This is a genomic window from Bradyrhizobium sp. IC3195 (assembly GCF_020193585.1).
Taxonomy (GTDB): Bacteria; Pseudomonadota; Alphaproteobacteria; order Rhizobiales; family Xanthobacteraceae; genus Bradyrhizobium; species Bradyrhizobium yuanmingense.
This window is the reverse complement of sequence record NZ_JADYVG010000014.1, coordinates 41,724-55,988: the sequence shown is the minus strand read 5'-3', so window position 1 is coordinate 55,988 and position 14,265 is coordinate 41,724. Positions and strand designations below refer to the sequence as shown.

Sequence of the window (14,265 nt, the reverse complement as noted above, 5' to 3'; positions counted from 1 at the left end):
ACTGATCCGGCAGTGTGTTCGATGGACTCCCGCCTTACGCCTTGCCTGACCAGCAACTTCATCTGGGACGGGCCACGTAAGCGCAACGGCTGATCGGCCGAGCCGCAATGGCCGATTGGACTGACAACCATTGCACCTGATCAACTACCAGTTCCGGCAGGTTGTTCGAGATGACGGGCACGTGCCAAGCGTGACCAACGAACGCCGCGCACATCAAGGATTCGGATGCAAGACAAGTTTTGCCGCGCTAACGGCAACCAGCAACTGCTCGCCGATATCCGCCAGAGCTGCTCGATGGCTGATTCGTCCGGTCTCCTGGGCCATCACGTTGGATGTTGTGGTGTGGTTGCCGCGCGCGCAAATTCAAAGGCTCTTCGGCCTTCAAGCCCGCCGATTGTCTCGTGTTTCGCTGACAACGATACCAATGAAGCGCTTCGTGAAGCCACGCCTCTTGCATGGCGAGCCTTGCTTTCGGGTAGCTGCCGTTTGGTCCAGAAAGCCGCCTTCGATGCAGATGCGCGCCACCGCCTGACTCGCAGTGAGCAAGGTGGACATTCGCAATGTTCTGGTGGCCAGGACAGCAAGCCCCGCGCGCTCGTCGTGAGCATTTGCCGAGCCAGCGCTCTCCGCTGGCTCTCGGCGCACCGACGTCATTCACAAGCAAAGTTTCGGACCAGATCATCATCGCGCCGCGAGCTGAGAGGTTCAGGAAGCCTGAGTGGCTCTGTTCGGATAGATCGCGTTCTGGCTCGTCCCCCTCGCCCTCGGACGCGAAAGGACGCCGGCGATGCCGCTTGCTGAGGAGCGCTGGCGACGAAGCGATCCAGACTGCCGCCGCGGAGGGATTCTGGATTGCTTCGCTGCGCTCGCAATGACGATGTGGAAGCAGGCGCGTGGCACACTCCGCCGGGAGCTCACTCTGGGCCAATCAGGCCGCAGTTCAATCTATTCATGTCCGGCAGACATGGACCCGAACTACGCCATGCGTGATTGCCTTCTTGCGACGACCTCGCCTCGAACATGCTCGGCTAGGTCAGCACTTTCTTTCAATTACAGACCAAGGCGAAAGCAATCTGGGCTTGCTATCGCACTTTCGCTAGCGGCTTGTCTGGTCGGCAATTCCGTACGGGCACAAACCGCCAGCGGACTTGATCCTAGTAACCACCCTGTGGATGAGACCGGCAAAAGAGGAAAGACTTCCGACCGGGCCGCAAAGCTCCCGATCGACCTGGTCCGTCAGGCAATCCGCCCTCCTGCCCCGGCGCCAGCAGCAGGTCCCGGAGTGCCTTTGGAGAAGCGCGGCAATGCGGACAGGGCTGCTCAGACGAGACCGCAAAAAACGATCGATCCCTTCCAAAGGTACGACAATTTGCGTGAAAAAGGGTTGTGGTTCCCCATCCCTGGTCCTGCAGATACGATTGATCAGGACAAGGGGGGCGTTAGATCTGCGCTGGCGGACGTCGGCATCGGCTATATCGGGTGGACACATAACTCCTTTGCAAGCAACCAGCTACCGCATGCAGCCAGAAGCACTATCGCAAACCAGCTCTATATGGGCCAGAATCCGACTTTCGCGTCGGCGAACCTCATGATCGTCACCTACGATCTGAGCCGGTTCGGCATTGCCGACGGACAGATTGTCGTAGGAGCCGAGCAGCAATACTGGACGTGGGATCGCCCAGGGCCAGATCGAGTGGGACTCAATACGCTCGCCTACTACCAGACTTTCTTCGACAGGACACTAGAGCTCAAAATTGGCTACCTCAGAAACCAGAATGAATTCACCGGTACATTGTTCGGAGGGATTACAGGATCGAACATGTCTGCCTTGTTCCAGGCAGGGATGAGCACCAATGCCGCGCCCACGCCGGCGGTCAACTTGAAGTGCAATTTCGACGATCGCTTGTATAAGAAGGTCTCCGTCCAGCGCTCAATCAGTCCCGATGGTCCCTATGCCCACATAACGGAGAATCCCACTGGCTTGAACTGGAGCACGGCCAATGCAGGCATCCTTTTCGTCGAAGAAGCCGGCTACAAGAGCAAGGCTGCTCCCGGCTTACCCGACACGTGGCTGCGGGCGGGCATTGGCTTCAACACTAGCCGCTACACGGATTTGGCGGATCCCAAGCAACAAAGGGAGAGCGGAAATAATTTTCACTACATCGCTGCGGACAGGCAGCTCTGGCAGAGTGACGCCCTTGGGTCGCCGTCTCGCGGCATCTACGGCGGCTTTTCCGTCATGGGAGCTCCACCTGAACGCAACAGGATCAGCCGGTATTACGAGCTTCGTCTTTATGCGAAGGGACCTTTTGATAACCGGCCCAGTGATCTGATTGCCCTCGTTGCGACCAACACGGCCTGGAGTAAGCTTGCAGTGGATGCTGCTCTGGCTAAAGGCCAGCTTGCGCACCGCGATAGCACAGCAGTCACGGGAACATACATCGCGCATCTCGCTCCGGGGATATATGCAAGCGTCGGACTGTCATACATTCATTATCCGACAAGCATCACACACACGCCCCAAACGGAACACGCGCTCAATCTGTTGGTATCTACGTTGATATTCTTCTGATCATCGCAAGCGCCGTTCTGCTCCGACGTTATCGTGACGCATGGGACCGGACCTTCGCGATCCCCTTGAAGGGATCGGCCGCATCTGCGCTAGACGTTCGAGGGAAGCAAACTACGTGGAGCAACGACCCAATTTTCGCGGACATTTTCCAGATTGTCTCGCCTTGCATAGACAGCAGGTTCGCAAGGCACGCAACCTACGATGATTTGCGAGAGCCTCCTGATCAGATCTCGGTTACAGCTACTTATCGAATTGAGCGGGGTGGCACTCCGAGCATGAGCTGGGACAGATAAGGAATGTCGCGCACGGTCCAGCGAACCGCTAGCGCGACGGCAACAATCGTTGTCCCGAGAAATGCAGCCGCGGCAGACCTCATTGTGGGGTCCCAAAGTTCTCCATACTGTATGGAATCCATGAGACGGAATACCGTACCCTGAATCAAGTACAGCACGAGCGTGCTCGGCCCCAGTTTTTCGGCGATAAAGCGGACCACCCGATTTGAGCGACCAATATTCCAGCATCGAAGCAGGACCTCAATCATTACCACTGAGGCAGCTGCGGAGCCGAGAAACATCAGAAGCACATTTTTTGCCGACTGCAAATCCTGGACCACAGCGAGATTGTTGTAGACATAAGTGTCGTTGCGCCAGGCCAGAAAGCACATCATAGCCGCTATTGAGGCAGACATAATCAAGAACACCCTGTGAGAGCGCATTATGCTCGTCCACCGTTCTCTCGACTGCGCAAATAAGAATCCCAGGCAAAAAAACGGGTACATATACTTTATAAGAGGGAATATGGAAAAAGTCAGAGGCGCAAGCACGACCAGAATGACGGATACGAACAAGGCCCAGGGCAACCAACGATTGAAGATCGAAATAGTTTTAGTGAGGATGAAACAAATGAACGCGGCCCATACGAACCAGTATGTGCCGACGAACTCATTCAGGAACTGCAAAACGGTGTCTGGTGCGCCCGCCGATCGGGGAAACACGGCAAACTTTAATGACTCCAGAAGAGAGCACCAAAACAGCATCGGCACCAGGAGCTGCGTCGCACGACTGCCGATAGCTTGCGTGAACGACTTTGCCAGTAGCGCTCGGCAAGAAAGATAACCGCTTATCGCCATAAAGAGGGGCATGTGGAACATGTAGATCCATTTGAAGCATGCCGAATCCCAAAATCCTTCATTTTGGTAGAGGATATATTGGATCAGGTGACCGGCGATCACTAAAATGATGAGCACTCCTTTGGTGAAGTCCAAAGCGAGATCGCGATCGTGCGCTGTCTCAGGCACAACCTTTCCTGTTACATGATCTATCAACATCTCGGCACACTTTATCCAACCAGCCGAATACATGCTGGGGTTGGCCAACACCTATTGTTAATGGCACGTCGCTCTTGCGTAGGTAGTCTGTTTGCATGGAAATCGAGATATCCGATGACAGCGGAGACAATTGTCACCGAGGGTCTACGCTCCAATAGCTGACTGTGCGATAAAGACCGAAAGGAAGGGGGAAACGAGCTATACGATGGTTTATCGATTTTTGTCGCACCAGCTCGCTTTCATCGGCTTCCCGGGTCCAGCGGGCACTTGCACTCTGCTCCCGAGCGGACCCGGTGTTTGCGGCGCGAGGAGACTTTGCATAGCGGCGCAATAACTGAACTGCGCATGAAGGCTTAAGCTATGCAGGTTGCGAACTACCGCGCCCGCCGAGGAATTTGGGCACTTGTCCATCGCCAGCACGCGGCGCGGTGCTCCGTCGATCACGAATGCGTTCAATCCGTAGTAGCTGCGGTTTTCAAGACAAGAATTGGCGGACTATGTGAAAGGATCAGGGATGCAGAAAGCAGGTCCGGGCATGCACCAAATTCGTAGAATCCGTTGAGCTTGGCAGATTCTGCAAAGAGAAGGCAGGACGGCGGGACGGTTCAGGCCGTGCCCCTGCAACCGATTCATCGCCTGCCAATAGCCTCGCCAACATAGAACGCCTTACGCGAGCTGCCCCGCCGAAAGTCCGATTGCAGCCCTGCTGCCTCTTCAGCCACGTTCAGGATAAATGCGTACGCGCTGGCGGCCGCCTTCGCTTTCCACCAATTCGCCCTTGTAAGGCACTCCGCGGATCTCGAAATAAGTCGGGCGCCCAACTTCGGGCATGATGCCCTGGCCTTCAAGGACGCGGATAAGGTAATCCGGCAGGAATCGCTCTCGGTGCTCCCATCCCCCGCGGATCAGATACCCAAGATCAACAGGCCCCTCACCGGATTGCGCGGCTGATACGATCGGCCGGGGACGATGGAGCGACTGAGACGGGCCAGGTTCATCCGGCTGGCTCACGCGGGGATGATGGATCAGGCGAACATCCCTGCGGCCTCCCGGTCCAAGCGTCGCCGAATAGCGCTCCCCATTGATCACAAACTGACTTGGCCCGAACTGGTTTGGCAGCAGATGGATATTGCCCAATACATCGATCAACACGTCTGAAGCCGCCTGGGAGCCGTGGCGCCAGCCGGTGCCAACGATCGCGCCAATATCCCGCACCTCCGGAGCCGCCCCCGGCGGTCCCGCGAACGACGAGGCGTCTGCAAATTCAGATACTGGCGCAGAGCGCGCATCGTCGCGCAAGTTGTGAGGTGTGGGTGGATCCAGATCAACGAAGGAGTCCAGACCGCCGTAGATGTTTGACGATCGAGGCCTGACGGACGACGGCGATGCGGGGTCTTGCATCTGTTGCCCAAGCCAGGCCCAGGCTCCCTGGCCGAGGGTGGCCGGTGTAGCAGGAAGCTCGAGTGGCGGATGCGCATGCGCGGCCCAGTGCGGCGCTGGCTCTGGTGAGCTGGGTCCGTGGATCTGCTCGCCAAGCCAGTTCCAGGCTCCGGCGCTCGGCGTCGCCGGGGTTGCGGGAAGCTGCTGCGACGAACCGGCCTGCCAATGGCTGGGCGGCGGCGGCATCAATATGTTGGGCCCGGGGACCTGCTCGCCACGCCAATCCCAGGTTCCCGCGCTCGGGCTACCTGGCGTTGCGGGAGGATCCTGCACTGCATGCGGCTGTCGAGCAGCTTCCCGAGAAGTCTGGCCCGGATCCTCAGGAGGCCTCAATCCAAGCGCCCTGTTCGCCTCCAGGATCTGCTGGTATCGGCCAAGTTTGACCAGATCAGCGTTGATCTTCTTATCGTTGGTTTCGAGCCTGTACTCCTCGAGATCCCGGACAAACGCGGGGGTGGAAAGTCGGCCGGCCATTGGTGGCCTGTCATGGGTCTGCAGCCACTCACTCAGCTTAGACATGCGGCGAGCTTGCCTGTCGATCGTCGCCGGCTCGATCCTCTGTGTCGCCTTTTCCGCCGCCACCCACATGCCGATGAGGGTTGCGTCCGCTCCGTGAGGAGCCAGTCGGCGGAGATCAGGCGCCAGGGCGTTTCCGGCACCGACCTCACGGAGCTTCTTCAAGGCCGCCTTGATGCGCGTGACGCGGTCCTTTGCATAAGTGTCGACGTCCTCATCGAGCTCAGCTTCCAGCTGGTGGTTTTCCACCTCGGGATTGTCCTGCTGCGCGTTATCCAATTCCCGGCTAATTCGATCCGCAATTGAGGGCCTGCCGGCCGTGCTCAAGCGCGCGCTCAAATGGCGCAAATCGGTTGCTGCATTCTTGATCGTGCCGTCGGTGAGTTTACCCGCCGCCTTGTTTCGGAAATCTTTAATGAGCTCCTCATCGGCCGCAGAGACCCCGCGCGTCCGGCCCGGCTGCCTCGCATAATCAATTCGTAAATTCGTCGAAAAGAGGTCAGATTGCCCCGCCTCGCGCGACGACTTTTCGCTGCCACTCCGGCCAAGCGCCTTGCCGATTCCCGACTTGAAGCGTGACCATAATCCGCGGCTTTTTCCGCTCTTGGCCGACGCGGCAGACTCTGGGTCCGGAAAGCTGTAGCGTGCGCTGCTGAACAGATCATCTCGCAAACCAGACTGCGGCACTTGCGTCGAAGCGGGAAGCTGAAAGCTGAGAATGTCTACGTTCCGGCGCGTGTCGCCGAGCGCACCCTCCCTAAAAGCGGAGTGCGGCGGCGCCCGCATCGAACCGCCGAAATCGTCCCGCCGGACTGCTCGACCACCTCCTGCGGGAGGCCGATCAGGCGAAGGTGACTTGCTTTGATCAGACGGACCGAGATGCAAATCCTCCATCCGCTGCTCAAAGTCGCCTTGCTCGCTTGACTCGCCCGATCGCTGCCCCGCCCGCCCCTGCAGCGCGGCGTACTCCCGCATCCAGGCTCCTGAATCGAAGAATGGGTCAACCGGATCCATCCTGCTCTCCTCATGTTTGTATCGACTCTGCAGCAATCCATACGACCTGGATTACGGCGAGATAGCAGCTCGTTCAGATTCTCGATTGTTGTAGCCGCAACCTTTCAAAAAGCTGACGAGATCAGGATATTGCTGCGCGCGAGACCGGCGTCGCATCGGCGCCCGCCTGACGACGGACGGGGTCGTTCCAATTTTGCCGCACCTCTTGGCCGGTCTCGTATTCGAGCCGACGAAATTGGTCGCCGGTGGATCGCCGAATTCAAGCATCACGGCGGGACTCACATAGCTGCTACCAGTCTCAATGGATCATACGTGACGAGCATCTTGTCGTCTTTGGCATCATGTTTGATAGTGAGCTTGTCCTGTTGTAGGCGTTCATTGATGACGCACAACGTCTTTTCCCCGACGCAGACCGGGAGGCGTTCTCGTGCCTTGGAGTTCCATTTTTGCTTTCACTGCAGTTCTGAGGGACCGAATTGTCATCGATTGTGTTTCGCCAGGTTCGGAGCTGTTGCTCGAATGCCGTATGTGAGATCCACGTCGTCCGGGAACCGGCGAACTGCGCCGTAAGCCTTGGAAAGGGACGTTCCGCCCTTGAAGACGAGATTCTCGCCCAGTGGCCACCAGCGCGTTCAGGCGTCAACGACCCAAACATTGTTTTTCGGGAAGATGTGCAGGCCGTCCTGAGTTCGCAGCAGTAACGGTGAGCGCCTCTCGGGATCGGATAGGTTTAAAGTTTATCAGCACGCAGTTTGCTTACGGGCCTCGCAAGCCGAGTTGGCAATGAAGATCCGCCAGACTTCGATTCGCTCACTTCAATCGGGCTTCGTCTTTGACTGAGGGACCAAAAGGTTTCTCGTGCAGTCTCGGGATCGCCGCGCTCGAGCGCGCGCACGACCTCACCGGCACGACGGCTTGCCATCGTAAGCTGCCAACGCGGTGCATGCTTGAACTAGAAAAACTTGCTTGCCACGATGGAGCTCGCGGGAAGCCCCCGAAGTCAAATAAACCTGCCGAACAGTCAGCTACCTCGTCAAACCGAGTTCGTTGGCTGAGCCAGCGCCTGCGCAACCAATAATTTCACCGCTGCGCGCCTTGATCTCCTGAACAACTTTTCGACCGACAGAGCTCTCGTCCCGAAGCGGCTTTCGACGCGACGCAAATGCGCGTCGCCTCGCGCGCGGGAACTTTCGTCGCTCGGCAAGACCGAAAGGCCCTGATCGACGGCAGCGCACTTGCCAAGGTGCAAAAGCACCTTGGCAGCGATGGGTGAGGCTTCACGATCGATCTTTACGTATCGCCCGCAGAGCAATGATAAATATCTCTGCGGCGGTTTGGGAGCCTCATAGTTTCAGGCCGCGCTCTGCGAGCACACGGTGCATGACCTCGCCTTTGATCTCGCCAGCGATCTCCTTTCGGACTTGGGCGCCGAGAACCCGCTCGGCATCCGGATCGCCTAGAAGACCACGCTCGGCCAGTCGCTGATCCAAGCGGGTTTGAAACTCCTCGCCCATGGCTTCGACGAGCCGGTCTCGCATCGCGGCATATTCGTCCGGAGCGATGCGCCTCAGCACCGTCTCCCAGGGTTGCCAGCGGCTTGCCATGTAGTCGGTGAACTGGCTTGCTTCCCGCCCCCGGACCAGGTTGAGCGCCTCCGTCGCATCATCATCGCTTACGTGAGAGACCGCCAGGAAGCGCATGTCAGGGGCGACATGACTGAGCTCCAGTGGCTCGCGCAGCCGATGTTGATAGGCCAGGTAGACTTCGATGTCGTCTACGTTCGGGTTGCCGTTGGCGAGCGAGTTGACCCTGTCGCGCGCGATCTCGTCCAACGCCTCCAAGCGGAAGGCGACACGGCCGCGCTGGATCAGATCGCCAAGCCGATCGTCATATACCCCGTCCTCGACGTCAGCGTTGAGGCGCGCGGTCTGCATACCATTCCAGTTCAAGGTGACACGATCCTCGCAGCTCGCGTTGGCCTCGGAAGCCTGCGCAAAGAACTGCTCGCGCAATGTCGGATTGGCGGCCGCCTGCCGCAGATCATCAGCCACTGCCTGCCGAAACCCGTCATTGCCGTAGTTCACAGTGGCTCGCAGCCTCTCCAGGAACTGTGCGTAGTCTTGGGCGCCGGGCTCATCCGCAAAGTGCTGCCATTCGCCCAGCGCGGCCGGGTCGTCTGCGAGCCAGTGTGCGGCAGCCTCATGCAGGGATTGCTGCGCAAGCTGCGGTGGCGCTTCAGGCGCCAGAGCGAGAACATCGTCCGGCAGCGGGTTATCCCAGAAGTCGAGGCTCTCCAGATGCGGGTAGTAGAGGCTATTATGCGGTACACGAGCTTCTAGAACACCTTCAGGCAGGTTGGTCAGCCGGTTACCGCTGACATTGAGTGATTGGAGCGTGCTCGGAAGAGGGTCGGGGAGGTTGGTCAATTGATTGCCGCTGACATTGAGTTCAATGAGCCACGAGGGGAGGGACTCGGGGATGTCGGTCAGCTGATTGCCACTGACCGCAAGCGCGGTGAGCCCGCTCGGGAGAGCGTCCGGTAAGCTGGTTAGCCGGTTGTCGTTTGCGTTCAGGATCTGCAGTCCGGCCGGAAGGTTTGCCGGCAGACTGGTCAACCTGTTATCAGCGACCTCCAGCTCAGAGAGGGTTGCCGGAAGATCGTCCGGCAAACTGGTCAAGCGATTATGGCTAATGAGAAGATGCTGGAGACCGGGTGGGAATATAGCGGGCAGGCTGCTTAGCTCGTTGTGCCTGGCGCGCAGTTCCAGCAATCTTGGCGGCAGTGCGGCGGGCAGAGCGGTCAGCGAGAGGGAGGACAAATCGAGCGAGTGCGAACCTGTGTTATCCGAATTCCTGATTCGTCGGCGCCCCTGTCGCCTATTCTCGGCTTCGCCCTGCCCCTCTTCGGCAACCCAATTGTCCAGGATCTGCGCGCGCGCGGAGGCTGGGGTCCGATACCCTGTCAAGATTTCGACCAAATTCGCCACGGCACGATTGAAGCCGCCGAGGTAGCTTTCCCGCTCCCCTTCTTCAAAAGTATCCGGGGCGGAACCTGCGCTCCGCTGTGCCTGTCCTATGTCCATCAACTTTCTCCCTCGCCAGAAACTTGAAGAATACGCCTGCCGCTGCGCAAGGCTACGAAGCAGGAGGTTGCCCGCTGCCACAATAATCATTCGAGCGAGCGCACGTGGGTCGGGGCGCCCCCCTCCTGGTCGAAGCGGTACAGCTTCACACGAGTTGGAGGCGGCGAATGGATCAATGCTGCTGCAACGTTTGCTGCCATTTCGTTGGGCGGACAGATCCGGAGGACCGCCAACGCGAAAGCGTTCTGCCCCTAGCACGGTCACCTGTCGATTAGCTGACGAGCCTCGCTGCAGAACATCCAAGTCGCTCGGTTTATCACCAGTGGCAAAGACCAGCGTGGCACCGATTGGGTTGGCAGGTGAAAGGACCGCCGCGGAGTTGAGCGTTCGAGCGACTGCCGCTCTTCGTCTTTCACGCACTCGGCCGAAAAGGCTTCATTTGCCTGCCATTGAGATATCGCACCATCGGCGCGCTGGGCGCGGCGTTTAAGTGCTGCTGCGCACGGGAGATAACTACCCGCGACCGCGATCAATTTCTTGCTCCAAATCGTTTTACCGACTTCTGCCGGCTTTGGTGCCATCGTTGCCCTTACGGCGATAGGGCTGTCAGCTTGTCGAAAGATAAGTGTCCTAGGTCCTAGAGCGTGTTGTCATGGGCTGGGTTGGCTCAGTGTCGTAAGGGGAGTGGAATGGATCCTTTTGAGGCAGGACAGATTCGGCGCGGCGGAGGCACTCCTTCTGCATCTTCCCAACAAGATGGGGCGGAAGGCCGGGGGGCGGCACAATGGGATGCTTTCGTGACGGGCTTCGCAGCAAACTCCGGGCATTCAACCCATGCGGCGGCCGAACAAGACGAGGCGCTCGAGAATTGGGCTGCTGAACCGCACGTGGGTCCTCTCGAGGACCGGGACGAAGCGGCAAGGCGGGTCAATGCTCTGGGTGAAGACGCCATGCTGGATCTCCAGTCGCTGTCCCTTACCAGTCTGCCCAGACTTCCAAGCGAAATTGTCGTGCTCGATGTGCCCTTCAACCGGCTTACCAATCTGCCTGACGAACTCCCCGCTTCGCTCCAGCGTCTTGATGTCAGTGGCAATCAGCTGAGCAGCCTGCCCCCGCTTCCGGGCGGGCTCAGAGGCCTCGACGTGAACTCGAACCGGCTGGAGAGCCTACCTGCCGTCCTGCCTGCCGGGCTCCAATTTCTTTGCGCCAACCACAATCGGCTGCTGAACCTACCTGAAGCCTTCCCGGCTTCGCTCCAATTTCTCCACATCAGCCACAATCAGCTGACGAGTCTACCGGTGGCGCTCCCTGCTATGCTCGAGTTTCTCGACGTAAGCCAAAATCAACTGACGGATCTGCCGCCGGCTCTCCCAGCTTCGCTCCGGTTTCTCGACGTAAGCCAAAACCATTTGACGAGTCTGCCCGAGGACCTGCTGACGGCCTTGGGCGATGGTGGCACCCTAGTTCTGACTGAAAATCCGCTATCTGAGCAGGTGCTGGCGAACCTGAGTACAATCCTAGGCGCGGAGGGTTATGTCGGCCCGACTGTCCACCTTTCGCACGACGACGAAAGTGAATCGTCCGGGACAGACGATGAGCAGGCGGACGCTCTCGCTGAAACAGTTGCAGAATGGCTGAAGGGCAATCCACAGGAGGTCGATCGGGAGGTGCTTGCCGCTTGGCAGAACTTTGCAGAAGAGCCGGGCGCTCGGGAATACGGGCTTTTCCTCGCCAAGCTGTTCGAGTCCGTCAGCTCTGGCAATGAAGGGTTCCGGCAATCGGTGGCCAATGATCTGCGTCAGGCGGCAAAAAACCCCCAATTGCGTGCCCAGTACTTTCAACTGGCATGGGATGCCAACCAGAGCTGCGAGGACCGCAGAACATTAACCTGGAACGGAATGCAGACCGCGCGCCTCATCGCGGAAGTCGAGAACGGCCTCTATGACAACAAGGCACGGCTTGCCGATCTCGTCGAATTGGGGCGCGTCATGTTCCGCATGGACGCGCTCGAGGCGATCGCGCGCGATAAGGCTCACTCGCTCGCCTCGGTCGACAACGTAGAAGACATCGACGCCGTTGAAGTCTTTCTTGCCTATCAGAACAAACTGCGCGAGCGGCTGGGACTACAACACGTCGCGCCGGACATGCGCTTCTTTGAAGTCTCCGGCGTTACCGACTCTGACGTTGACAGAGCAGAGACATCCGTGCGGAACAGGGAGGCGGCGGAATTTGCCGACTATTTGGCAATGGATTGGCAGCCTTGGGACGATGTGATTCGCCGCATCGCACCTGAAGAGCATGCCAAGACGCAGGACCAGCTCATTGGTGCAATGGGAAAGGAGTTCGACAGCCGAATGGAGCAACAGCTCGCCGATCAAGGCCTGACCGGGGCTGAAGCTGGCCTCGTCGAAGATGCCAAGCGAGTGTTGGGTGCCGCAGTTCGCAAAGAGATCGCCCGTGAGATCAAGGGCGCTCTAAGAGACAAGGTGCTCAATGATCTCGGCCTCACCCTGTGAAGCCAGCTTTGCTGCAGGAGGCTGTTAATTCCTGCTACAGTTTCCCTCTGGTGCGCCGGTTTGTGCCCGAGAGCCTTCACGTGATGCGCAGCAAGCGGAGCGGCGCCGATCTAGAAACCGGCGCTGCTCGACTCGTTCCAGCGGGTGTTTCCCGAAAGCGACGATGGCCGATCTCGCGATGAGGCGGATGATCGTCGGCTGCTATCGAGGGCCGCATGGATACGGGCAAATTGTCGAAATCGGAGAGCCGATACGCGCGTTTGTACGGCTTCGGAGCCGGCATGGAAGAACGCCGGACTGCACCGTACTTGCACCGCGCGTATCGGCTGATCGAGGCGCCGGCTGCTGGCTGAGCTACGAGGGGCCTGACCATCACTGACCGAACGAAGATAGCCGCGAAGCATCAGCGCACTTCGTTCTCCGGAGATCTGCGCAGGCGCTGAGCAAGAAAATCAGCCGTTCCCGAGCGATGACGACGATGCCGACGTGACGGTCCGTAGAGCTTGCCGACACTGATCCGCCGAAAACGGACAAGATGATCTGCGAGCTGGAGCGGGCGCTGTGGGCGGACCGCGAACCGATGAGATCGTCGCGCCTGCCCCTTCTGTCGGTGTGACTCCGGCGGCAGTTGGGTTGCTGTACAAGACTCTCCATCACAATCAGGCTCTCCTCCCGTCATTCACCCGAGGATCGCCGTCGAACCCCTTCCCCGTGAACGTTGCTCTTTGTTTCATCCTGAGTCGTTGGCAGCCAATCTGTGACACCCCCGAAGAACACGCTCAGCGACCATCTCGCAGCTTCGCCCTCTGTCAGCTGATGGGAATGAGGCTCGCGGCCTGAGGGGTTAGCCCCGACGCCGAAGGATCTGTATTCAGCATAATAGCTTGTCCTCAACGTATTCGTCTTGCCGGGCGTCAATTCGCGCCACCCTTCCGCGGTGACGGGGGCATCTATCTTCGCCGACAGGAAGACCACGGTGGCGTAGGGGCGCCAGGGGCGGCCAAGTGCGATAGAGCGCGCAGCAGGGTCGGCACTCAGCCTGCAATGATCAAACACATAGCCACTGTCCTCATCCGGCACTGCCTTGCTCTGAGCGGTGTAGATGACCGCTTGATTGGCGATGCCGTGCAACTCACATTGCCGGAACCAGGCCTTGGCGTTGCCAAATATGAAATCGACATGCCCTTCGATGTAGCAGTTCGAGAAGTATTGTCGTGACATTCTGCCGTTTGGTCCCTTGCCCGCAAACAGCGTGTCCTGGGCGCCGAGCAGACGGACGCGCGTAATGACGTCCCTATCTCCGGTAACGGACAGCGCTACCGCCTGCGAGGGTGGATTGGCCGGATCGAGGGCGTAGTCGTTCTGGATGGTCAGATTCTCGAGCCGGAAGTCATCGCCGGCGGCATCCAGCGTCGCCGAACGGGCGGTTCCTCCTACATTGATCGCGCCGTCGCCATACACAATGACCGTATCCTCCGGCTTCCTGCCAGTCCCTTCGATATGAATACCGGATTTGGAGATTTTGACCTTCTCGCGATAGACGCCCGGCGCGATCCGGATATTTCCGCCTTCCGCCGGCAACGCGTCGATGGCTTGCTGCAAGGAGTGATAGTCTGCAGTTCCGGCATGCGACACCGATAGAGCCTGAGCGTACGCTGCCGAGATGCAGAAACATCCCGCCAGAAGTGCAGCGGCGGAAATGAAAATTCGCATGTGATCTCACACTTCGTTTCTCAGCGGGATAGTCGCCGCGCATCGACACGAGATTTTCAACGCCAAATCAGAACCTGCTCGTCA

7 protein-coding genes are annotated in these 14,265 nt (G+C 58.7%); 3 read left to right on the top strand and 4 right to left on the bottom strand.

What is annotated here, in order from left to right:
• Nucleotides 1-130 precede the first annotated feature (130 nt).
• Entirely contained in the window at nucleotides 131-532 is a 402-nt protein-coding gene (locus tag I6F09_RS24335; protein ID WP_225145103.1) for a hypothetical protein, read from the top strand.
• 750 nt (nucleotides 533-1,282) lie between these two features.
• Nucleotides 1,283-2,572, top strand: coding sequence for a carbohydrate porin (locus tag I6F09_RS24330; protein WP_225189263.1), 1,290 nt, complete (start codon nucleotides 1,283-1,285; stop codon nucleotides 2,570-2,572).
• A 244-nt stretch (nucleotides 2,573-2,816) separates the two neighbouring features.
• Here the strand turns inward: I6F09_RS24330 and nolL are convergent, their stop codons facing one another.
• From nolL to I6F09_RS24310, 3 genes are all read right to left on the bottom strand, one after another.
• The gene (gene nolL / locus I6F09_RS24325; RefSeq protein WP_225189221.1) at nucleotides 2,817-3,899 is read right to left on the bottom strand and encodes a nodulation factor fucose acetyltransferase NolL; all 1,083 of its coding nucleotides are present in this window, start codon (nucleotides 3,897-3,899) and stop codon (nucleotides 2,817-2,819) included.
• Nucleotides 3,900-4,613: 714 nt separating this feature from the next.
• On the bottom strand, nucleotides 4,614-6,869 hold the full coding sequence (locus I6F09_RS24320; RefSeq protein WP_225189220.1) for a hypothetical protein: 2,256 nt from the start codon (nucleotides 6,867-6,869) through the stop codon (nucleotides 4,614-4,616).
• Nucleotides 6,870-8,212: 1,343 nt separating this feature from the next.
• Entirely contained in the window at nucleotides 8,213-9,952 is a 1,740-nt protein-coding gene (locus I6F09_RS24310) for an NEL-type E3 ubiquitin ligase domain-containing protein (RefSeq protein WP_225189219.1), read from the bottom strand.
• Between the two features lie 689 nt (nucleotides 9,953-10,641).
• On the opposite strand from I6F09_RS24310, the gene I6F09_RS24305 reads away from it, so the two are divergent.
• Nucleotides 10,642-12,468 (top strand): NEL-type E3 ubiquitin ligase domain-containing protein, encoded by a 1,827-nt coding sequence (locus tag I6F09_RS24305; RefSeq protein ID WP_225141989.1) that lies wholly within the window; start codon nucleotides 10,642-10,644, stop codon nucleotides 12,466-12,468.
• A 675-nt stretch (nucleotides 12,469-13,143) separates the two neighbouring features.
• Here I6F09_RS24305 and I6F09_RS24300 read toward each other — a convergent pair.
• Entirely contained in the window at nucleotides 13,144-14,181 is a 1,038-nt protein-coding gene (locus tag I6F09_RS24300; RefSeq protein WP_225189218.1) for a pectinesterase family protein, read from the bottom strand.
• Between the last annotated feature and the right edge of the window lie 84 nt (nucleotides 14,182-14,265).